This window comes from Candidatus Rhodobacter oscarellae, from assembly GCF_001078595.1.
GTDB classification, from domain to species: domain Bacteria; phylum Pseudomonadota; class Alphaproteobacteria; order Rhodobacterales; family Rhodobacteraceae; genus Rhodobacter_B; species Rhodobacter_B oscarellae.
Window position 1 is genome coordinate 1,020,449 of record NZ_LFTY01000002.1, and the last position, 20,399, is coordinate 1,040,847.

Below are 20,399 nucleotides of genomic sequence, written 5' to 3' on the forward strand. Positions count from 1 at the left end.
CGAATCGCTAAGATCTCGCTAACATTTCTGGGGTCTGAACGTCGCCGCAGGCCGCATGCGCCCCTCACAACCGCGTGAGCCCCGCTCTTGGGCCTGCACCTCTCGCTCGGCTTCACCTAGGCTTGCGGAAACCAAGAAGGGCGGCGCGACGATGATATGGCCAAGGCAAGCATGCCTCGCAGTTGTGGCAGTTCTAGGCGCATCCAACTCAGGCTTTGCGACGGTTCTGGGCGGTGAGATCCAGCGCCAGACGGGGCAGGGAAGCTTTGTAAAGCTTCAGACCGATCAGCCCTTCGATGTGGGCGAGGACAATTTCAACACTGACCACCTTTACGCCTTTGACGAGGACCAGAATATCACGTTGGATCGGGACATCCGCGTTGATATCGGCGGCGTCGCGGGGCAGATCGCGAAAGAGACCGTGGTGGCCAGCCATTACGTATTCTTTGACAGCTGGGACGGGGTCCATATCGGCTATGTCGATTTTGACGCGCCGATCCTGGGCATCGCGGCGCTGCCGCAGAGCCTGGATGCGACGGATTTCCTGGCCAATACCAACGTCAATTACATCAGCACCGACCTGCGCGGATTGGAACGGGGCGATCATGTTTGGGTCGATGCAGACAACCCCGAACGGCTATGGGTCTACTGGGCGGGGTCGAGCCCGGGCGACTATATCCGGGTGTTCACCGAGCGCTCGCCCGGCGCGCTGATGATGTAGCTTGTGGTGCGGCGCGGGATGGTTGCCTGCGGGCAAGCTTGGCGATAGGCCTAATCCCTAATGTATTCATCCGTCTCCTTGGCATCGAGATTTGTCCTCGGTGAACTGCTGCGGCACCGCTTTGCGGTGCTCTGGCTCGGGTGGGCGGCGAGCTGTCTCATCTCGTATCGGGACATCTCGGCGCGGCTGTCCCAGGGGCGCGACGTGCCCTATGCGATCGGCGACCTGCTGGTAAATTATCACGGCGGCTTTACGCGGCGCGGTCTGTTCGGCGAGCTTGCTGTCTGGCTCTCCGACGGGTTGGGTGGCGCGCCCTTGCATTGGGCCTGGGCAATGGCCGCCATCGCGTCGGGCCTGCTGACGTGGCTAGGCATTCGCGTTCTGCGCGCGTTCCCAAATGAGGTGGGTTATCTTCCGTTCATCCTGTCACCGGTATGCCTGCTGTTTGTCGCCTACGACAGTTCCGCGATCTTTCGCAAAGAGATGTTTGGGTATCTGCTGCTGGCTTTGGTTTTGAACGCAGCACTTGCTCGGTCTGAGCGCGCGGCAGCGGTGTGGCTCGCAGCCGCCTTGGTCTTTGCCGCGCCGGTTCTGCTGGCGCATGAGGCGGTCATCTTCATGGCGCCCGCATATGCAATGGCGGGTTGGCTTGTCGCGAGGGCATGGCCGCAGCGGCGCGTGTGGGTTCTGGGATGGGGCGTTTGCCTGGTGATTGTGGCGCTGGTCGTTCTGGCCGCAATCGTCACCGCGCCAGTGCCGAATGTTGCCGAGATTTGCGCGGCCACGCGCCTGAGAAGCTGCGGCGGTCCGTTCTCGGCGCTGGAACTGACGACGTGGCAGGGCGTTGAAATGGTCGTTCGGCGGCGCACGGAGTTGGGCCTCGTCTATTTCGGCGCATTCTTCGCGTTGGCCCTAGCGCCTCTGTTCGGCCTGCGCATAGGGAGCGCTGCGCCGCGGTTGCACCTATGGGTCATAGGGTTCGCGGTTCTTGGGGTCTTGCCGATGTTCGCGCTGGGCTATGACTACGGCCGGTGGGTGCAGATGACGGTTCTGCCGCTCACGCTATTGGCGGCGGTCGCGGTGAGATTGGGCGTGGCGCGGCTCGTCTCGCCATGGCCGCCCCTGGCGATCTGCCTCTTCGTTGGGACGTGGTCGCTGTCGCACGCGCACGCGGTCTTTCAGTTCCACGCGTGGATGATCTGGCCCGCGCTGGCGGTCCTGTCCGTTTCCGCATGGGCCTTGGGTCGGTTTCACACGCGGAAATGAGGGCGCGCGCGTATCTGCGACAGGCTACAGGCGTCTATTGCGCCGCGTCGCCAGCGCCCGCGTGTTGACAGAGGCCAGAACGCGCGCGCAGTCTTGCGGATATCCATTTTAGACAACAGGGAGGCGCGCGATGCGCTATTTGATCACGCCCGCATTATTGATCTTTGGAACCGTGCTGGCCGCGCCAGCGATTGCGCAGAGCGGCAAGAAGAGCCCCTCTGGTGCGGCCCCGGTGGAGGCACCGGAATGTGGCCGATTTCCCGGTGGCGATGTCGTCTGCAGCTGCCCCGCGGGCGGCGTGGACCGGTCCGTTTGGGGCGTCGGGCCCTATACTGGCGACAGCGATGTCTGCACCGCCGCGCGCCACGCAGGGGTGATCGGCGCCGATGGCGGCGTGGTTTCGCTGAGCGAGCGACCCGGCCAATCGGGCTACGAGGGCAGCACCGCCAATGGCGTGACCACCTCAAGCTGGGGCAGCTACGGCCAGAGCTTTGCCTTCGCCAGCGCGGGTGGGGCTTCCACGCTAGAGGCCACGGGCTTGCCGCGCTGCACCAAGATGCCTGCCGGTGCCGACCGCTATTCCTGTGCCTGCCCGGCGGATGCGCCGCTGGGCTCGGTCTGGGGCAACGGGCCCTACACCGCGGATAGCGACATCTGCACCGCGGCGCTGCACCTTGCCTATATCGATGCCGAGGGCGGCGATGTCCATGTGCTGAGAGTGCAGGGGCTTTCGTCGTATTTCGGGGCGGAATCGAACGGTGTCACCAGTTCGGGCTGGGGCGCTTTTGTCAGCAGCACAACTTTTCATTGGAATCGGTAGCCGGTGCGCGGGGCGACTCTGCGGGATAAGGTGCAGGCTTCTGTTGCCTCCGGGGCTTGCGCTGCAAGCTCCCGCATGCGCGTCATAACTTCGGAGCGGGCGCGGGCATCAAACGCTGAGTGATAAGGTGCAGGCTTCTGTTGCCAGGTGCCTGCGAACCCCGCCAGCCCTGGCTAGAGGACTGGACTTAAGATTTCGATCTATCGCGCTGCATTAAGCAGCGAGAGCGACCGGAGCATGATTGTTATTGGCAATTATGCTTAACGGACCGATATCGGTGGTACCTCACCGAGACAAAGCAAACACCTTTAGACGTTCGTCGATCCTGTTTCGACCCCTCGCTCCCCCCAATAAAGGGAATTTGGTGGAGTCGCCGGGTACCGCCCCCGGGTCCGATCCGCTTATTACGTGCGCGTTTATGTCCATAGTCGGCAAGCCGACGCCTCATATGTAGGCGCCCGCGTCGCCGGATACAAGCGTCTAGAAAAAAAGGCGAATTAGTTTGTTGTCTTGTTGAGTGAGTTTGCCATAGAAGCCGCAACTCTGGTTAACGATTCTCCGGTTTTGGTTCCTTTCGATGTCACGGGAATGAGTGAGAAGTCACATGGCAGTTAGGCTGTTTAGATGCGCGGATTGCGGTCACAAAATGCGGTTCTGGGGGGCGAGTCGCGGGTATTGCTATACTCCAAAACCGTTTCACAAACGCGGCAGATATCTTCTGATGGTGCTGTTTTTATTGGTGTTTTGGGCGTCTTTCGCCTTTCTTCAAATGCAATGAAATCGCCGCGGCGCAGCTGACGCGATGCTTGCGTGCTCGGCTCTTGTCCCGCGTGCCTCATTGCCGTGCTGAAGGCGCCCAATTCTTACCGCCATTCGGGTTTACGGGTTCGATCTGAGGGAATTTCGGATCGGACTATCACCTATGCGTGTGTTTACCATTTTGGCGACTGTGGCCCTCTTGGTGCCCATGACATCCGGGGCGCAGGTCAAGGACCGTCTGGACCGGCGCGACAAGCTGTTGGGATGGGAGGCCGTGGGGCGACTGGATGGCCCGCATGGGCATTGCACGGCGGCGCTGATCACGCGGGATGTCGCGCTTACGGCCGCGCATTGCGTGGCGGGCAAGGGCACCGGATTCGTGTTCCGGGCAGGCTATCGGGACGGCAGCGCGATTGCCTCGCGCAGCGTCGTCGATCTGGTGCTCGCGGACGGGTATCTTGATGCGGTCGCGCGCAGGGACCGCGGGCAGGCGATTGCGCTTGACGTGGCCTTGGTGCGCCTCAGCAGCGCGATCTACGATCCCGGCGCCAACCCCTATGAGATCGCCGCGCCGCCTCGTTTGGGCGGGCAACTGACGCTGGCCTCTTACGGTCAGGGACGACTGGAGGCGCTGACGTTGGAGCGAGGCTGCGCGCTTAAGAAGCGCTACCGCGATGGCGTCGTGGGTTTCGACTGCGACGCGACTTTTGGCTCCTCCGGTGCGCCGGTCTTTACCAAGGTGGGCGACCGGTTCCGCATCTTCTCGGTCGTGTCCAGCGGGACCGTGGATGAGGGCTTGCCCAAGGAAACGCTGGGGATGGAGCTGTCCGCGATTGTGCCGCAGATGTTGGAGACCTTGCGCAACAGGCGTGCCCTGGCGCCGATCAGCAACGGGGCGCGGCGCATTGGCGTGGGGCAGGGGATGAGCGGGGGCGCGCGGTTCGTCCGGCCCAACGGGTCCTAGAGCGCGCGCGGGGCTAACCGCCGCGCCGCTCGGCCATGACCTGCGCGCCAAGGGACTTGGTGTAGTTCTCCAGCTCTGACAGCGCCGCCTCGACAGCGGCGGGCTCCTGAGCACTTACGGCATCCGCGATCCGGCTGTGCAGGGCGATGATCTCTTCGCGGGACCGCGCGGTGAAGGTGATCATGTTCATCAGGGGCTGCATGGCTTCCACAGCGCCCGCCAGCTGATAGCTCAGCACGGGGTTGCCGGCGGCGTCCACCAGCGCGCGGTGAAAGGCCACATCCGAGGCGCAGAACGCCTCATCCGTCAGCCCAGGCGCACCCTGGCGGGTGATCTCGGCCTGCATGGCGGCGAGGTGGTCGGGGCCGCGGCGCTTGGCCGCCAAGGGTGCGCAGGCGCGTTCCAGCGTGTAGCGCGCCTCGCAGGCGGTCTCGAAATCCACCGCGTTCATGCTCAACAGAAGCGTCGAGGTGGTGATCTGCTGCGGATAGGCCTCCTCATAGGTCAGCCGGTTCACGAAGGCCCCGCCGGTGGCGCCGCGCTGGGTGCGGATCAGGCTCTGCGCGGCCAGGCGCTTGAGCGCCTCGCGCACGGTGGGGCGGGAGACGCCGAACTGCTCTGCCAGATCGGATTCCGAGGGCAGCCGCGCGTCCGAGATCAGGTCGCCGGCGACGATGGCCTCTCGGATCGCCTTGGCGATCTGCGGGGCGAGGTCTTTGGTCTGGTCGAGCTTTGTGCGCATCTGTCCAATTGTCTGACATTAATCGTTTGACATTTAACCCGCGCCTGCACCAATAGGCAAATCGAAAGACTCACCTGGACCTTGTGACGGATGCCTGCTGGACTGATCAGATCATCGCTGTGGCTTGGCTTTTTCGCCCTGATCCTATGGGCGTGGTGGGTGATGTATTCCATGGCAATGGATATGGATCTGGACTGGGTCGGCCGCCCGGGGGCGATGGGCGCGCGCATGGCGGCGATGGACCCGCGCATGCCGATGTACATGCCGATGGCCAATTTCGGGCCGCTATTCGCGATGTGGGCGATCATGATGGCGGCGATGATGCTGCCCACGATGGTGCCCACTTTGACGAGCTACGAGCGGCTGATGGTGACCGCGGACGGCACCCGCGCGGGCTGGCTGGGCGTGTTGGCGGGCTACGCCATCGCCTGGGTGGGGTTCGCCGCGGCGATCACCGCCGCGCAGCTGGCGCTGCTCTTTGGCGGCGTGGTGGACATGCTGGGCATCGCCAAGACGCCCTGGTTCGCCGCGGCGCTGCTGATCGTGGTCGGAGCGTTCCAATTCACCCGCGCCAAAGAGATCTGCCACGGGGTCTGTCACTCGCCGATGATGTATTTCCTGGGGCATTGGCGCCCGGATTTCCGCGGCGGGCTGCGCATGGGGCTGGGGCTGGGCGCGTTCTGCGTGGGCTGCTGCTGGGGCTTTATGGCGCTGGGCTTCGTGGGCGGGGTGATGAGCCTCTTGTGGATGGGGCTGGCGACGCTCTTTATGGTGTTTGAGAAACTGCCGCAGATCGGCCACCGCCTGCTGAAGCCGGCGGGCGTGGTGTTGATCGCGGGCGGGCTCTTCGTGGCGGCGCAGGCCGCTGGATTGATCGGATAGGGAGGACGGACGACATGGCAGCCAAGAAAGAGGCCAAAGCGGCGGATCGGATCGTGGTGCGCGACCGGCTGGATCAGCGCATGGACCCGAACCCTTTGCGGCGGCGTCTGCGCCCGACCGAGTGGGTGATCAAGGGCGAGTTGTTCATGAACTGCTCCTGCACGGTGTTCTGCCCCTGCGTGATCTCGCTGGGCGCGCATCCGCCGACCGAGGGCTCCTGCCGCACCTGGTTCGCGCTGCAGATCGACGAGGGCCATTTCGAGGGCGAGAATCTGGGCGGGCTGAACGTGGCGCTGATGATCGACATCCCCGGCAAGATGGCCGATGGCGACTGGAAGGTCGCGGCCTATGTGGATGAAAACGCGACGCAAAAGGCCTATAACGGGTTGCTGCAGATCCTCTCTGGCGGGGCGGGCGGCAACACCGGCGTGTTCCACTACCTGGTCTCCGAGATCATCGGTGCGGAGCGCGAGAAGGTGATCATCGAGCGCGACGGGCGCCGCCGCCGCATCATGGTGGGCCGCAAGATCCAGGGCGAGATCGAGATGCTGCAGGGCAAGGACCCCGACGTGCCGGTGGCGATCGAGAACTCGACCTACTGGATGGGGCCGGTGGTCTATCCGGCGCGCGGGCTCAAAAGCCGGGTGCGCGACTATGGCCGGGTCTGGGACTTCTCCGGCAAGTCCGGCGAGATCGTCCCGATCAACTGGTCGGGCCCGAACCGCACATGATCACACCGGAGTTCTGCCGCACCATGGCGCGCTATAACGCCTGGCAGAACAAGAGCTTGCAGGTGGCCGCAGATGGGCTTGCCGAGGACGCCCGCAGGGCGGATCGCGGCGCCTTCTTCGGGTCCATCTTCGGCACGCTCAACCACCTTCTTTGGGCCGACACGATCTGGATGTCGCGCTTTGACGGCTGGAGAAAGCCCAAGGGGGGCATTTCTGACAGCCCGCGTTTCACCTCCGAATGGGTGGCCCTTAAGGCCGCGCGCGGGGATGCGGACCAGCGGATCAAGACCTGGGCGCGCAGGCTGACAGAGGCGGATCTGCAGGGCGATTTGGCGTGGTTTTCCGGTGCGTTAGGCGCCAATGTTCAGAAATCCTACGGGTTCTGCGTGCAGCATTTTTTCAACCACCAGACCCACCACCGTGGCCAGGTCCACGCGATGCTCACCGCGGCGGGGGCAAAGCCCGCCGATACCGACCTCTTCATCATGCCCGAGGATGCCTGAAATGGCCGCTATCTCCCCCTCGCGCCGTCTGCGCCGCACGCCCTTTTCCGAGGGCGTCGAGGCGATGGGCGCCAAGGCCTACACGGTCTATAATCACATGCTTTTGGCCACGGTCTTCCGCTCGGTCGAGGAGGATTACCGCCACCTGAAATCCGCGGTGCAGGTCTGGGACGTCGCCTGCGAGCGCCAGGTGGAGCTTCGCGGCCCGGATGCGGGCAAGCTGATGAAGATGCTGACGCCACGCGACCTGCGCGGCATGCTGCCGGGCCAGTGCTATTACATGCCCATCGTCGACCAGACCGGCGGGATGCTGAACGACCCCGTCGCGGTCAAGCTTGCCGAGGACCGCTATTGGATCTCGATTGCCGACAGCGATTTGCTGTTTTGGGTCAAGGGGATCGCCCACGCTCTTCACATGGAGGTGCTGGTGGACGAGCCCGACGTGTCCCCTCTGGCCATTCAAGGCCCCAAGGCCGAGGAACTGATGGCGCGGGTCTTCGGCGACAGCGTACGCAACATCCGATTTTTCCGCTTTGGCTGGTTCGACTTCCAGGGGCGCAGCCTGGTTGTGGCGCGGTCGGGATATTCTAAACAAGGCGGGTTCGAGATCTATGTCGAGGGCTCGGACATTGGTATGCCGCTCTGGAACGCGCTCTTCGAGGCGGGCAAGGATCTGGACGTCCACGCGGGCTGTCCCAACCTGATCGAGCGGATCGAGGGCGGCTTGCTGAGCTATGGTAACGACATGACCCGCGCCAACACGCCCCATGAATGCGGGCTGGGCCGGTTCTGCGACACGCAGACGGCGATTGGCTGCGTCGGGCGGGATTCGCTGCTGCGGGTGGCCCAGGACGGCCCCGTGCGCCAGATCCGCGCCATCGCCATCGAGGGCGCCCCGGTGCCCGGCTGCGGCGCGCCCTGGCCGATCATGGCGGGCCAGGACCAGGTGGGGCAGGTGACATCCGCCGCCTGGTCCCCCGATTACGAGACGAACGTGGCCATTGGCATGGTCCGCATGACCCATTGGGAGCCCTACACAGAGGTGGACGTGCTTCTGCCCGAGGGCGAGGTGCGTGCGGCGACCGTCTTTGGCGTCTTTTGGAATTGAGAGGAGAATCAGATGTTTAACGCACTCGTGGTCCGCAAAGAGGGCGAGGAAAAGCCCGTCGCAGGGGTGGAGCAGATCGGCGAGGACATGCTGCCCGAGGGCAACGTGACCGTCGCGGTGGAATACTCCACGGTGAACTACAAGGACGGGCTCTGCATCGGGCCGGGCGGCGGGCTGGTGCGCAACTACCCGCATGTGCCGGGGATCGATTTCGCGGGCACCGTCGAGGCGTCGGACGACGACCGCTACACGCCCGGCGACAAGGTCGTGCTGACCGGCTGGCGCGTGGGCGAGGCGCATTGGGGCGGCTACGCGCAGAAGGCGCGGGTGAACGCCGATTGGCTGGTGCCGCTGCCCGCCGGTTTGGACACGCGCCAGGCGATGGCCGTGGGCACGGCGGGCTTCACCGCGATGCTGGCGGTGATGGCGCTGGAGGATCACGTTCTGAAGGGCGGCCCCGTGCTGGTCACCGGTGCGGCTGGCGGCGTGGGCTCGGTCGCCACCGCGATCCTGGCCAATCTGGGCCATGAGGTCGCCGCGGTCACCGGGCGGCCTGAGACCGAAGAGTACCTGCGCGGGCTCGGCGCCACGCAGATCGTGCCCCGCGAGGAGCTGAACGAGACCACCAAACGGCCCTTGGAGAAAGAGGTTTGGGGCGGTTGCGTCGACGCCGTGGGCGGCGAGATGCTGGCCCGGGTGCTGGGGCAGATGCAGTATGGCGCCAGCGTCGCCGCAGTGGGCCTGGCCGGAGGGGCAGGGCTGCCCGCCACGGTGATCCCATTCCTGCTGCGCGGCGTGAACCTGCTGGGCATCGACAGCGTCATGCAGCCCTTCGAGAACCGCCTCCCCGCCTGGGAGCGCATCGCCAAGCACCTGCCGATGGACAAGCTGGAGGCGATGGTGCGGCCCGCGACCCTGTCGGACCTGCCGCAGCTGGGGCGCGACATCCTCAAGGGCCAGGTTAAGGGCCGCGTTGTGGTTGATGTGAATAGTTAGCGCCCTAATACAGGGCTTGACTGCACGGTAAAAACAAGACCAGGCTAAAAGATCTATTGGCCTGGTATTAAGATATGTATTTTTCGCTGCCGAAGTTTCTGAACCTCATCTTCGTATTAGGGACGGTTTACCTATTTGCGCAAAGCAATTTGGCACCGTCTTGGACTCCTCTGCTTTTGTTGCTCCCGATGCTCCTGCTCGTCAGCGGAACACACGCGAGTTTAGGTGCGGTCTTAACAACACGCGCGCTCGTGCCCTTGTCTGCCGGGCTCTTCATGATGGCGCTTTATGATGCAATGCCGTTACTTTTGGGGGGCGGAGAAGATTTTATGACGATTGCGAATTTTGGTTTTGCCGAACCTGACCCGTCAGTCATTAATTTTGAAGCCGATAGCTTTTACCTAGAGGCGGTCAGTGTGCTCTATGCGATGTTTTCTGGGTTTTTGTTGTTTAAGGGCCTCGACGACCTCGGCGAGCTAAGAGAAGCCCTTGTCGAAGAGGCGACCTGCATCGGGTCGATTGAGAAATACTCTGACATCATATTGAAGTGCCAAGAAACGTCGGACTGTAAGCAGCTATCGAACCAGTTGCGCGATTTATTGCGGGACTACGTCCAGCGGGTCATTGAGTTTGTGAAGAATGGTCCGACAGCGGAGAATGATGTAGTGATTTCGAAGGCCACAGCGGTTGTGGTGCAAATCGTCCCAAAGACGGATGTTGCCAATAACGCACAAGCGGCGATTTTGAACGCGTTTGACGAACTTGCACGTGCAAGGTCTCGCCGGTCGCGCGCGATGGGCAACCGGTTGCCACCCATGGTAATGACATTCCTACTGTTGATGTCGATCTCAATGGTGATGCCGTTTTTTGGTGCGCCCGTCGACGGATTTTCGACGAACCATATCTACATCTTTTTGATGACATGCTGTTTTACCTTTGTGTTCATGCTTCTTTTGGACCTCAATGATCCATTTGACGGCTATTGGCAGATTTCGATGGCACCGTTCGAGGAAATTCGCCGACGGTTGGCTTAAGGCATGTTGTGCCCCCTTCGAGAACCGCCTTCCCGCCTGGGAGCGTATCGCCAAGCGCCTGCCGATGGACAAGCTGGAGGCCATGATGCAGCCCGCGACCCTGTCAGACCTGCCGCAGCTGGGGCGCGACATCCTCAAGGGCCAGGTCAAGGGCCGCGTTGTGGTTGATGTAAACGGGTAACAGAACGCGCGGAGGTTGGCTTTTCCACGAAAGGGCCAACCTTTTGCCACATGAGCCCGACACATCCCTGAACCCAGTGATTGAGGGATGGTGTCATGTTCACGTCAGAGAACCCGATTTTTGAATTCCGCGGCCCCTTTGGGGTGCCGGTGCAGATCTCACCGAGCCTTATTTTCTTGGTGTTTCTTTACGTTGGCTTTGGCGGCGGCGCCCGCGAGATGGCCTATGATCTGATGTTCCTGGTGATCGTGATGGGCTCGATCTTTCTGCACGAGGTGGGCCACGCCTGGGGCAGCTTGGTGCAGGGCCAGCCGGTGCGGCGCATCGTGCTGAACGGCTGCGGCGGGTTCTGCGAGCGCGAGCGCTCGGCCACCCGCTACGAGCAAGAGCTGATCGTCGCCATGGGGCCCATCGTGAACGCAGTGCTCTGGGCGGTGTCCTCGCTGATCGCCCAGTGGATCTATGACCCTGAAATCTATTGGGTTTTCGCCACCGTTGCCTGGGTGAACCTGTCGCTCTTAATCATCAATCTGCTGCCGATCACGCCGCTGGATGGCTCCAAGCTGTTTAACCTGCTGCTGTGCCGGATCATGTCCGCGGGCTTCGCGCGGAGGGTCTGCGGCTTTGTCGGGCTCCTGGTGGCGGGGGTCTGCCTTTTGTTCCTGGCGTTCTGGCTCGTCATCGACCCGCTGGGCACCCTGAACTGGTGGCTGGTCGTGGCGCTGATGGTGCTGCTGCCCGCGATGCCAGCGCATTGGCGGATGCTGCTGGGGCGGGCGGCTTGATTGACACGTGCCACGCTTGGCAAAGTTAATGAAATCTTGCCCTAGCGCGCGCAGTTTGCGGGTCCACGCCGTCCGAATGGCCGGAAAGGCCTTATTTCATTGAGAAAACCGATGTCGGCACTTTGTCGGCAAAACGTCGGACTTTCGTCGGGCATCTAAGTCGGGCATCTAACCGGTGCATCTGGCTGGGGTTGGATTTGGCCGGCGAGGGGATCACGAGAGAAACCTCGCCCCGGACTTGATCCGGGGCCTCCACCTTGAGCCAAGCACAACGCGGGGAGCGGCCTTCTGGAGGAATGAGGCCCTATGTCCACTCAAGGCCAACCCCCGCCTTCCCCATAAACCGGAACCAGCCGTGGGTTCTAACTCAGGTGATGCACCTCTTGCAGCCCATAGACCGGCGTCGGCAGGCCCTCCATCCGCGCCTTGAGCTGGATCGCCAGGAACTGCGAGTAGTGCCGCGACTGGTGCAGGTTGCCGCCATGGAACCACAGCGCCTCTTGCTGCGTGGGCTTCCACATGTTGCGCTGCTCGCCTTCCCAGGGGCCGGGGTCCTTGGTGGTGGCTGAGCCCAGGCCCCGGACCTTGCCGACCTTATCGGCCACCTCCTGACTGATCAGCTGCGCGGCCCAGCCGTTCATCGAGCCATAGCCGGTGGCGAAGACGATCACATCCGCGGGCAGCTCGGTGCCGTCCTCTAGCTTGAGCCCCGTGGGCGTCACCTCTGAGGCCTGGCCATGGGCCAGCTTGACCTCGCCGTCGCAGATCAGCTCGGACGCGCCCACGTCGATGTAATAGCCCGAGCCGCGGCGCAGGTATTTCATAAAGAGCCCGCTGTTGTCATCGCCCCAGTCCAGCTTAAATCCCGCTTTCTCTAGCCGGTTGTAAAAGTCGGCGTCGCGTTCCTTTATCGCCTCATAGACCGGCACCTGCACCGCGGGCAGCACCTTATAGGGCAGCGAGGCAAAGACCAGGTCCGCGGTGTGGTGGTCGATGCCATTGGCCACGGCGCGCTCGGAATAGAGATCCCCCATCGCGATATCCATCAAACTGTCCGACTTGACGATATGCGTCGACGAGCGCTGTACCATCGTGACATCGGCCCCGGCCTCCCAAAGGGCGGCGCAGATGTCATGGCTGGAGTTGTTGGAGCCCACCACCACGGCCCTTTTGCCCGCGTATTGGTCCGGGCCGGGATGCTTGGAGGAATGATGCAGGTCGCCGGTGAAGCTGTCCATGCCGGGCAGGGAGGGCACGTTGGGCACCGCGGACATGCCGGTGGCCAGGATCAGCTGCTTGGGGCGCAGGGTGACGTCCTGGCCATCACGGTTGACCTTCACGACCCATTCGCCGGCGGCTTCGTCATAGCGGGCGTTCTCGCAGACCGTCTTGGACCAGTAGTTCAGCTCCATCACCTTGGTGTAGTATTCCAGCCAGTCGCCCAGCTTGTCCTTGGGCGAGAAGACCGGCCAATGATCGGGGAAGGGGATGTAGGGCAGGTGGTCGTACCAGACCGGGTCATGCAGGCAGAGCGACTTGTAGCGCTTGCGCCAGCTGTCGCCGGGGCGGTCGTTCTTCTCGACGATGATCGTGGGCACGCCGATGCGTTTCAGCCGCGCGCCCAGGCCGATGCCGCCCTGGCCGCCGCCGATGATCACGCAATAGGGATGCTCGGTGTAGCCCAGTTCCTTTTCCTCGCGGGCGCGGGCCTCGGCCCAGGTCTCGCGGTCCTTGAAGGCGCCATGGGTGACGCCGTGGTCGCGGGTGGCGCCTTTGGTCTCTTCATGGCCCTTCAGCTCCTGCGCGGTGGTCAAAAGCGTCCAGCAGCCCTCGGCATTCAGCCGGACATGGCCCTTGCCGCGCACCGCGTCGGTCTCGAAGGTGATCCAGGCCTCGGTGATGCCGCCCGCCTCAGAGGGCTCGCCCTCGACGGCCCAGTTGCGCGGGTTCACCCCGGCCAGGGTCTCGGCGGCCATCGCGGCGATGGCATCGCGCCCCTCCATGGTCTTGATGTTCCAGGTGAAGGCCACCAGGTCGCGCCAATAGCAATCCTCGGCAAAGAGGCCCTTGAGCGCCTCGGTGTCGGCGGCGGCCAGCGCGGCGCCGAGTTTCGTCAGGAATGTCTCGATTCTTCCAAGCGGTGATGCAGCATCCATAAGTTTTCCTCCCAATAATCAAATCTGGCCAATCTCCGTTCAGGGCGGCCAGGCACGTGTTGATATTATGGGTGCGGTGGACCGGGTGGGGCAGCAGAACGGCGGCGGGCGCGAATTTGCTTAATATGTTAGCGCCTGTCCGTGGAAATGCCAGAGTTGAGTCGTTTTGGGGCGGTGAGGCGGTTCTGACCACCACATATTGTGTTAAGTAGGGGTGCAATACACATCTGATAGTGCTGCTCGCAGGCGCGAGAAGCGGGTTTTGCACCTCTTCGGGCACGATTTTTCGATGCGTTGTATTCATGCCACGCGAATGTTTGCCCCGCGCTCGCGCCCGCCTCTGAGGGCCGGTGCCGAACTCATCCACAGGCAAAGTTGAGGCGGCCTCTTAGCATTTCTGGGTAAGTTGCTCTATTTCGTGGGCTTTTCTTTCCTGCCGTAATGCGGCCCTGTGGATAAGTTTGAATTCTGTCACATTCGTGAATCAAAAGGTTAATTTTGGGAGGCAAAACCGGGTGCGTCCGTCAAGGCGGTTTATGGTAAATTTTGCCAAATTTTGTTGTTGACCCAGACCGGTCTCATACGCCAGATTGTGCTGGCCGGTTGGGAGTGCCACAATATATAGTGGCTACCTCTACGGGCAGGGGACACTGACGGGACATCAAAATAGACGTCTCAAACCGCGGATCTGGGCTTATCCACAGGACCGCGACCGCAGAATCCTTGCCTGATGCTCCGGCAAACTATTAACACACGCCCCCCGTGGAACGACATGGGATCGGCGTGAACAGGACAAAAAAAAGACGGGGCACCCGAAGAAATGAAAATCGCACGCAAGTTCACCAAGGCAGGTCAAGACGCGTATGCGGACGTCGAGTTCACGATGACGTCCTCGGAGATTAAGAACCCTGACGGCACCGTCGTCTTTAAAAATGACGAGGTCGAGGTCCCCGCGAGTTGGAGCCAGGTGGCCAGCGATGTGATCGCGCAGAAGTACTTCCGCAAGGCCGGTGTCCCCGCGAAGCTGAAGAAGGTGAAGGAAAAGGGCGTGCCCGAGTTCCTGTGGCGCTCGGTGCCGGCGGGCAAAGAGATGGGCGGCGAGCAGTCCGCGCGGCAGGTTTTTGACCGGCTGGCCGGCGCCTGGGCCTATTGGGGCTGGAAGGGTGGCTATTTCACCACCGAGGCGGACGCCCATGCCTATTTCGACGAGATGCGCTATATGCTGGCGACCCAGCGCGCCGCGCCGAACTCGCCGCAATGGTTCAACACCGGCCTGCATTGGGCTTACGGGATCGACGGCCCGGCGCAGGGGCATTTCTATGTGGACTACCAGTCGGGCGAGCTGACCAAGTCCACCTCCAGCTATGAGCATCCGCAGCCGCATGCCTGCTTTATCCAGGGCTGCAGCGACGATCTGGTCAATGATGGCGGCATCATGGATCTGTGGGTCCGCGAGGCGCGCCTGTTCAAATACGGCAGCGGTACCGGCACCAACTTTAGCCACCTGCGGGGCGAGGGTGAGTCGCTGTCGGGCGGCGGCAAGTCCTCGGGCCTGATGGGGTTCCTCAAGATCGGCGACCGCGCGGCGGGCGCGATCAAATCCGGCGGCACCACCCGGCGCGCGGCCAAGATGGTCATCGTCGATGCGGATCACCCCGATATCGAGGAATACATCAACTGGAAGGTCAAGGAAGAGCAGAAGGTGGCCAGCCTGGTGGCGGGCTCCAAGATGCACGAGCAGAAGCTTAACGAGATCTTCGCCGCCATTGGCCAGTGGGACGGCGCCGTCGAGGACGCGGTGGACCCGGCCAAGAACGCCGCCCTGAAGGCCGCTGTGCGCGACGCCAAAAAGGCTTCGATCCCAGAGACTTACGTCAAGCGCGTGCTGGATTACGCCAAGCAGGGCTATAGCTCGATCGAGTTCCCGACCTATGACACCGATTGGGACAGCGAGGCCTATAGCTCGGTCTCGGGGCAGAACTCGAACAACTCGGTGCGCGTCACGGATGCGTTCCTCAAGGCCGTGGCCGAGGACGCCGATTGGGAGCTGATCCGCCGCACCGATGGCAAGGTCGCCAAGACCATCAAGGCGCGCGACCTGTGGGAGCAGATCGGCCACGCCGCCTGGGCCTGCGCCGATCCCGGCATCCAGTACCACGACACGGTGAACGCCTGGCACACCTGCCCAGAGGACGGCCCGATCCGCGGCTCGAACCCGTGCTCGGAATACATGTTCCTGGACGACACGGCCTGTAACCTGGCCTCGATGAACCTGCTGACCTTCTTTGAGGACGGCAAGTTCCAGGCGGATGACTATGTGCACGCCACGCGGCTCTGGACGGTGACGCTGGAGGTCAGCGTGATGATGGCGCAATTCCCGTCGAAGGAGATCGCGCAGCTTTCCTATGACTTCCGCACGCTGGGGCTGGGCTATGCCAATATCGGCGGGCTGCTGATGAATATGGGCCTGGGCTATGACAGCGACGAGGGCCGCGCGCTCTGCGGGGCGCTGACGGCGATCATGACCGGCGTGTCCTACGCGACCTCCGCCGAGATGGCCGGAGAGCTGGGCCCCTTCCCAAGCTACAAGCGCAACGAGGCGCATATGCTGCGGGTGATCCGCAACCACCGCCGCGCCGCTTACGGCGAGCTGGACGGCTATGATGGCCTGAGCATCAAGCCGGTGGCGCTGGACGGCGACAACTGCCCCGACCAGGACCTGGTGGCCCTGGCCCGCGCGGCCTGGGACGAGGCGCTGGATCTGGGCGAGGCGCATGGCTACAGGAACGCGCAATCCACGGTGATCGCCCCGACCGGCACAATCGGGCTGGTGATGGATTGCGACACAACGGGGATCGAGCCGGACTTTGCCCTGGTGAAGTTCAAGAAACTTGCGGGCGGCGGGTATTTCAAGATCATCAACCGCTCGGTGCCGGCGGCGTTGGAGACGCTTGGATATTCCACCTCCCAGATTGAAGAGATTGTCGCGCACGCCGTCGGTCATGGCACGCTGGGCAATGCGCCCGGGATCAATCACACCTCGCTGATCGGGCACGGGTTCGGCCCCGCCGAGCTGGCCAAGATCGAGGCGGCGCTGCCGTCGGCCTTCGACATCCGGTTCGTGTTCAACCAGTGGACCCTGGGCGCCGAGTTCCTGACCGGCCCCCTGGGCATCCCGCAGGAGAAGCTCAGCGATCCGACGTTTGACCTGCTGAGCCATCTGGGCTTTAGCCGCGCCGATATCGACGCCGCCAACGACCATGTCTGCGGCACCATGACCCTTGAGGGCGCGCCCTTCATGAAGGACGAGCACCTGTCGGTCTTTGACTGCGCCAACACCTGCGGCAAGAAGGGCAAGCGCTTTTTGTCGGTCAACAGCCATATCGACATGATGGCGGCGGCGCAGTCCTTCATCTCGGGCGCGATCTCGAAGACGATCAACATGCCCAACAACGCCACCATCGAAGAGGTGCAGGAGGCGTATGAGCGCTCCTGGGCGAAGGGCGTGAAGGCGAACGCGCTCTACCGCGACGGATCGAAGCTGTCCCAGCCGCTGGCCTCGGCCCTGGTGGAGGATGACGACGAGGCGGCCGAGATCCTCGAGAGCGGCTCGACCCACGAGAAGGCCGCGGTGCTGGCCGAGAAGATCGTCGAGAAGGTGATCGTCAAAGAGATCGCCGCCGCGCGCGAGAAGATGCCGGACCGCCGCCGGGGCTACACCCAGAAGGCAGTGGTCGGCGGGCACAAGGTCTACCTGCGGACCGGCGAGTACTCGGACGGCTCCCTGGGCGAGATCTTCATCGACATGCACAAGGAGGGCGCGGGCTTCCGCGCGATGATGAACAACTTCGCCATCGCGGTCTCCGTGGGCCTGCAATACGGCGTGCCGCTGGAGGAGTTCGTGGACGCCTTCACCTTCACCAAGTTCGAGCCCGCCGGCATGGTCCAGGGCAACGAGACCATCAAGAACGCCACCTCGATCCTGGACTACATCTTCCGCGAGCTGGCGGTGTCCTACCTGGACCGCACCGACCTGGCGCATGTGAAACCCGAGGGCGTCAGCTTTGACGACCTCGGCCGCGGCGACGAGGAGGGCAAGCGCAACTTCACCGAGGTGCCCGATAGCCGCGGGATGGACCAGGTGGAGGTGCTGAAAAAGGTGGTCTCCAGCGGGTACCTGCGCAACCGCGCGCCGCAGGAGCTGGTGGTGCTGAACGGCGGGGCCGGGCAGGGCGCGGTGGCGCTGAGCGGCGCCGCGGACCCGGTGGCGACGCTGCAGGCGCTGGCGCCAGAGACGACCGCCAGCACCGTGGCCGCGGCCGTGGCGCCCCCGACCACCGGGGCGGTGCAGATGGACGCCCGCGCCAAGGCCAAGATGCAGGGCTACGAGGGCGAGGCCTGCGGCGATTGCGGCAACTACACGCTGGTCCGGAACGGGACCTGCATGAAATGCAACACCTGCGGCGCGACCAGCGGGTGTAGCTAACGGAACGACCTCGCGGGGCGCAAATTTCTTGGCAAGAAATTTGTCAAAACTCTTCAAAGAGTTTTGGTCCCACCCAGTAAGGGGCGGCCGCGCGAGGCAAAGAACAGGGTGGGGGCGGACGTGTAGTCCTTGCCCATCCTCACACGGGGCGAGTGCGCTCGCCCTTAACGCGGATTAGGCCGCAGGCAGAAAACCGGGCGGTAACCAAATATGAGCCTAATCAGCGAAACTGGGCCCCTTAGGGGGCCCTTTTTCTTTGACATCTCCGCGGGGTGCGGATTTTGTCACAAAATCCGGCGCAAGAATTTTTGAAAAATTCTTGGCCCTCCCAGGACACCCCATGACGCGAAACGCGACCCTTTGGGCGATCGCCCTCTACCTTCTTGCCATATTGCTCTTTGATTTCATGGGGCTGGTGATCAAGCGGCTCGCTGGCGATTACACCGCCGCCGAGCTTTCTGCCTATCGCAACATCTTCGGCATGATCCCGGCGGTGGTCGGGCTCTGGATGGTGCGGTCTTGGCATGCGGGCGGGCGCAGGCTGCGCATCCGGCAGTGGCGCCTGGCGCTCTTGCGCGGCGGGATCGTGGTCTTCGCGCAGCTCAGTTTCTACACCGCGCTGGTGCATATGGATTTCGCCACGGCCACAACAATCTCTTACGCGATGGCCTTGTTTATGGTGGGGTTCGCGGTGCCGATCCTGGGCGAGCAGGTCGGCTGGGTGCGATGGGCGGCGGTGCTGGTGGGCTTTGCGGGCGTCGTTTTGGTGATGGGGGTCGGGCGCGATGCGTTTTCAAGCATCGCGATCCTACCGGTGATCGCGGCGGCGCTCTATGCGCTGACTGGCATCACGTCGCGGCTCTTTGACGAGGAGGTCCCCAGCGCCCTGATGAACCTTTACTCGGCGCTGACCTCGGCCATCGGGGCGGCGCTGCTGGCGCTTTTGCTCGGGGGCTTCTCGCCGATCCAAGGCTGGGGCGACCTGGGCTGGATCGTGATCATGGGCGGGTTCGGTGGTGCGGCGGTGCTGACCATGGTGGTGGCCTTCCGCATGACCGAGCAGTCGAACCTGGCGCCGTTCTCATACTTTGGGATCCCGCTGGCGTTCGGGCTGGGCTGGCTATTCTATGACGAGGCGCCCTGGGCGGATCTCTTCCCGGGCGCGCTGCTGATCATCGCCAGCGGGCTCTTGATCATCTGGCGCGAGCGGCGCGCGCAATCATAGCGAGGACGCCCGTCAGGGCGGAGGAGCGGGCCCGATCAGGCGCCGCGCGACAGCGCGGCCACCCCGGTGCGGGCCATCTCGACCAGCCCAATCGGGCGCATCAGATCGGCGAAGGCGTCGATTTTCTCGGACGTGCCGGTCATCTCGAAGACGAAGCTGGCGAGCGTCGAATCCACCACATTGGCGCGGAAGATCTCGGCCAGGCGCAGGGCCTCGATCCGGTCATTGCCCTCGCCCTCGACCTTAAAGAGCGCCAGCTCGCGCTCCACCGACGGTCCTTCGACGGTCAGGTCATGCACCTCGTGCACGGGCACGATGCGGCCAAGCTGGGCCTTGATCTGCTCGATCACGCTCGGCGTGCCGATGGTGACCACGGTGATGCGGCTCAGATGCCCCTCGTGGTCGGTCTCGGCCACGGTCAGGCTCTCGATGTTATAGCCGCGCCCCGAGAAGAGCCCGATCACGCGCGCCAGAACGCCCGCCTCGTTGTCCACCACCACGGTCAGCGTGTGGCGCTCTAGCCCCTCGGCATGCGGGTCGCGCAGGTCGTAGGCGGAATGCTTCGAGGTGCCTTTTTTGATCTTCAAAGCGGACATGGCTCGTCTCTTTATGTTTCGCGTCCGACGGTGTTTATAGAATAATATTTCGGATGGCCACTGGGGAAACGCCTTGGCGGCATAGAAAAAAGCCCCCGCGGCGGCGGGGGCTCTGTGGCGATTTGGGGCGCGGTTTAGGCGGCCTTGTCGGCGGTGACGAACTCTTCGAGGATTTTCTCGTTCTTGGCCTCCTCCAGGCGCTGGATGCGGTCCTCGGAGAGGCGGCTGTCAAAGCGGTACTTGACGAAGTTGATCAGCGAGAGCGTCAGCAGCAGCACCCCGATCCCCCAATAGCCCTTGGTGGCCAGCGGCACGTCGGTGGAGAGGTAAAGCGAGAGCGCCAGAAGCCCATAGGCGATGGCGACGCCGGCGCCGTTGATGAACATGATCAGGCTGTTATCTTGCGAATGTTGGGGTTGCATTATCTTATCTCCTATTGAGTTT

At 63.0% G+C, this 20,399-nt stretch carries 17 protein-coding genes, 1 other RNA gene and 1 pseudogene; 14 read left to right on the forward strand and 5 right to left on the reverse strand.

Translation table 11 applies throughout. The features are described from left to right. The first annotated feature begins 184 nt into the window (after positions 1-184). From AIOL_RS09905 to AIOL_RS09915, 3 genes are all read left to right on the forward strand, one after another. The gene (locus AIOL_RS09905; RefSeq protein ID WP_235438959.1) at positions 185-721 is read left to right on the forward strand and encodes a hypothetical protein; all 537 of its coding nucleotides are present in this window, start codon (positions 185-187) and stop codon (positions 719-721) included. Between the two features lie 78 nt (positions 722-799). Then, complete coding sequence (locus AIOL_RS09910; protein ID WP_235438960.1) at positions 800-1,987, forward strand: hypothetical protein; 1,188 nt, start codon at positions 800-802, stop codon at positions 1,985-1,987. A gap of 130 nt (positions 1,988-2,117) precedes the next feature. Beyond that, complete coding sequence (locus AIOL_RS09915; protein ID WP_049642834.1) at positions 2,118-2,807, forward strand: LCCL domain-containing protein; 690 nt, start codon at positions 2,118-2,120, stop codon at positions 2,805-2,807. 126 nt (positions 2,808-2,933) lie between these two features. Here AIOL_RS09915 and ssrA read toward each other — a convergent pair. Then, positions 2,934-3,287: a transfer-messenger RNA gene (gene ssrA / locus AIOL_RS24375) on the reverse strand. Between the two features lie 442 nt (positions 3,288-3,729). Between ssrA and AIOL_RS09920 the strand changes: the two genes are divergently transcribed. Further along, complete coding sequence (locus AIOL_RS09920; RefSeq protein WP_049642835.1) at positions 3,730-4,530, forward strand: trypsin-like serine peptidase; 801 nt, start codon at positions 3,730-3,732, stop codon at positions 4,528-4,530. A 13-nt stretch (positions 4,531-4,543) separates the two neighbouring features. Here the strand turns inward: AIOL_RS09920 and AIOL_RS09925 are convergent, their stop codons facing one another. Continuing rightward, positions 4,544-5,272, reverse strand: a complete 729-nt coding sequence (locus tag AIOL_RS09925; RefSeq protein WP_049642836.1) for a FadR/GntR family transcriptional regulator — start codon at positions 5,270-5,272, stop codon at positions 4,544-4,546. 90 nt (positions 5,273-5,362) lie between these two features. Between AIOL_RS09925 and AIOL_RS09930 the strand changes: the two genes are divergently transcribed. The 8 genes and pseudogenes from AIOL_RS09930 (at position 5,363) to AIOL_RS09960 (ending at position 11,492) form a co-directional block, all read left to right on the forward strand. Continuing rightward, a complete protein-coding gene (locus tag AIOL_RS09930; protein ID WP_049642837.1) occupies positions 5,363-6,154 on the forward strand; it encodes a DUF2182 domain-containing protein in 792 nt (263 codons plus the stop codon). A 14-nt stretch (positions 6,155-6,168) separates the two neighbouring features. Further along, positions 6,169-6,885, forward strand: coding sequence for a DUF1326 domain-containing protein (locus tag AIOL_RS09935; protein WP_049642838.1), 717 nt, complete (start codon positions 6,169-6,171; stop codon positions 6,883-6,885). Then, a complete protein-coding gene (locus tag AIOL_RS09940; protein WP_049642839.1) occupies positions 6,882-7,388 on the forward strand; it encodes a DinB family protein in 507 nt (168 codons plus the stop codon). The genes AIOL_RS09935 and AIOL_RS09940 overlap by 4 nt, the downstream gene beginning before the upstream one ends. A gap of 1 nt (position 7,389) precedes the next feature. Further along, the gene (locus tag AIOL_RS09945) at positions 7,390-8,496 is read left to right on the forward strand and encodes a dimethylsulfoniopropionate demethylase (protein ID WP_049642840.1); all 1,107 of its coding nucleotides are present in this window, start codon (positions 7,390-7,392) and stop codon (positions 8,494-8,496) included. 12 nt (positions 8,497-8,508) lie between these two features. After that, complete coding sequence (gene acuI, locus AIOL_RS09950; protein ID WP_049642841.1) at positions 8,509-9,492, forward strand: acryloyl-CoA reductase; 984 nt, start codon at positions 8,509-8,511, stop codon at positions 9,490-9,492. Positions 9,493-9,566: 74 nt separating this feature from the next. After that, on the forward strand, positions 9,567-10,526 hold the full coding sequence (locus tag AIOL_RS09955) for a bestrophin-like domain (RefSeq protein ID WP_049642842.1): 960 nt from the start codon (positions 9,567-9,569) through the stop codon (positions 10,524-10,526). A gap of 13 nt (positions 10,527-10,539) precedes the next feature. Then, positions 10,540-10,707: pseudogene (locus AIOL_RS24380) on the forward strand (oxidoreductase); the annotation flags it as partial. A gap of 95 nt (positions 10,708-10,802) precedes the next feature. Continuing rightward, positions 10,803-11,492, forward strand: coding sequence for a site-2 protease family protein (locus tag AIOL_RS09960; RefSeq protein ID WP_049642843.1), 690 nt, complete (start codon positions 10,803-10,805; stop codon positions 11,490-11,492). A 362-nt stretch (positions 11,493-11,854) separates the two neighbouring features. On the opposite strand, the gene AIOL_RS09965 is transcribed toward AIOL_RS09960, so the two are convergent. Continuing rightward, positions 11,855-13,648: a flavin-containing monooxygenase gene (locus AIOL_RS09965; RefSeq protein ID WP_049642844.1), complete on the reverse strand. Its 1,794-nt coding sequence runs from the start codon at positions 13,646-13,648 to the stop codon at positions 11,855-11,857. Positions 13,649-14,468: 820 nt separating this feature from the next. On the opposite strand from AIOL_RS09965, the gene AIOL_RS09970 reads away from it, so the two are divergent. After that, positions 14,469-18,134 (forward strand): vitamin B12-dependent ribonucleotide reductase, encoded by a 3,666-nt coding sequence (locus tag AIOL_RS09970; RefSeq protein ID WP_049642845.1) that lies wholly within the window; start codon positions 14,469-14,471, stop codon positions 18,132-18,134. 340 nt (positions 18,135-18,474) lie between these two features. After that, entirely contained in the window at positions 18,475-19,359 is an 885-nt protein-coding gene (locus AIOL_RS09975; protein ID WP_049642846.1) for a DMT family transporter, read from the forward strand. A 35-nt stretch (positions 19,360-19,394) separates the two neighbouring features. On the opposite strand, the gene ilvN is transcribed toward AIOL_RS09975, so the two are convergent. Then, positions 19,395-19,955, reverse strand: coding sequence for an acetolactate synthase small subunit (gene ilvN / locus AIOL_RS09980; RefSeq protein ID WP_049642847.1), 561 nt, complete (start codon positions 19,953-19,955; stop codon positions 19,395-19,397). Positions 19,956-20,089: 134 nt separating this feature from the next. Beyond that, positions 20,090-20,377, reverse strand: coding sequence for a hypothetical protein (locus AIOL_RS09985; protein ID WP_049642848.1), 288 nt, complete (start codon positions 20,375-20,377; stop codon positions 20,090-20,092). Positions 20,378-20,399: the final 22 nt, after the last annotated feature.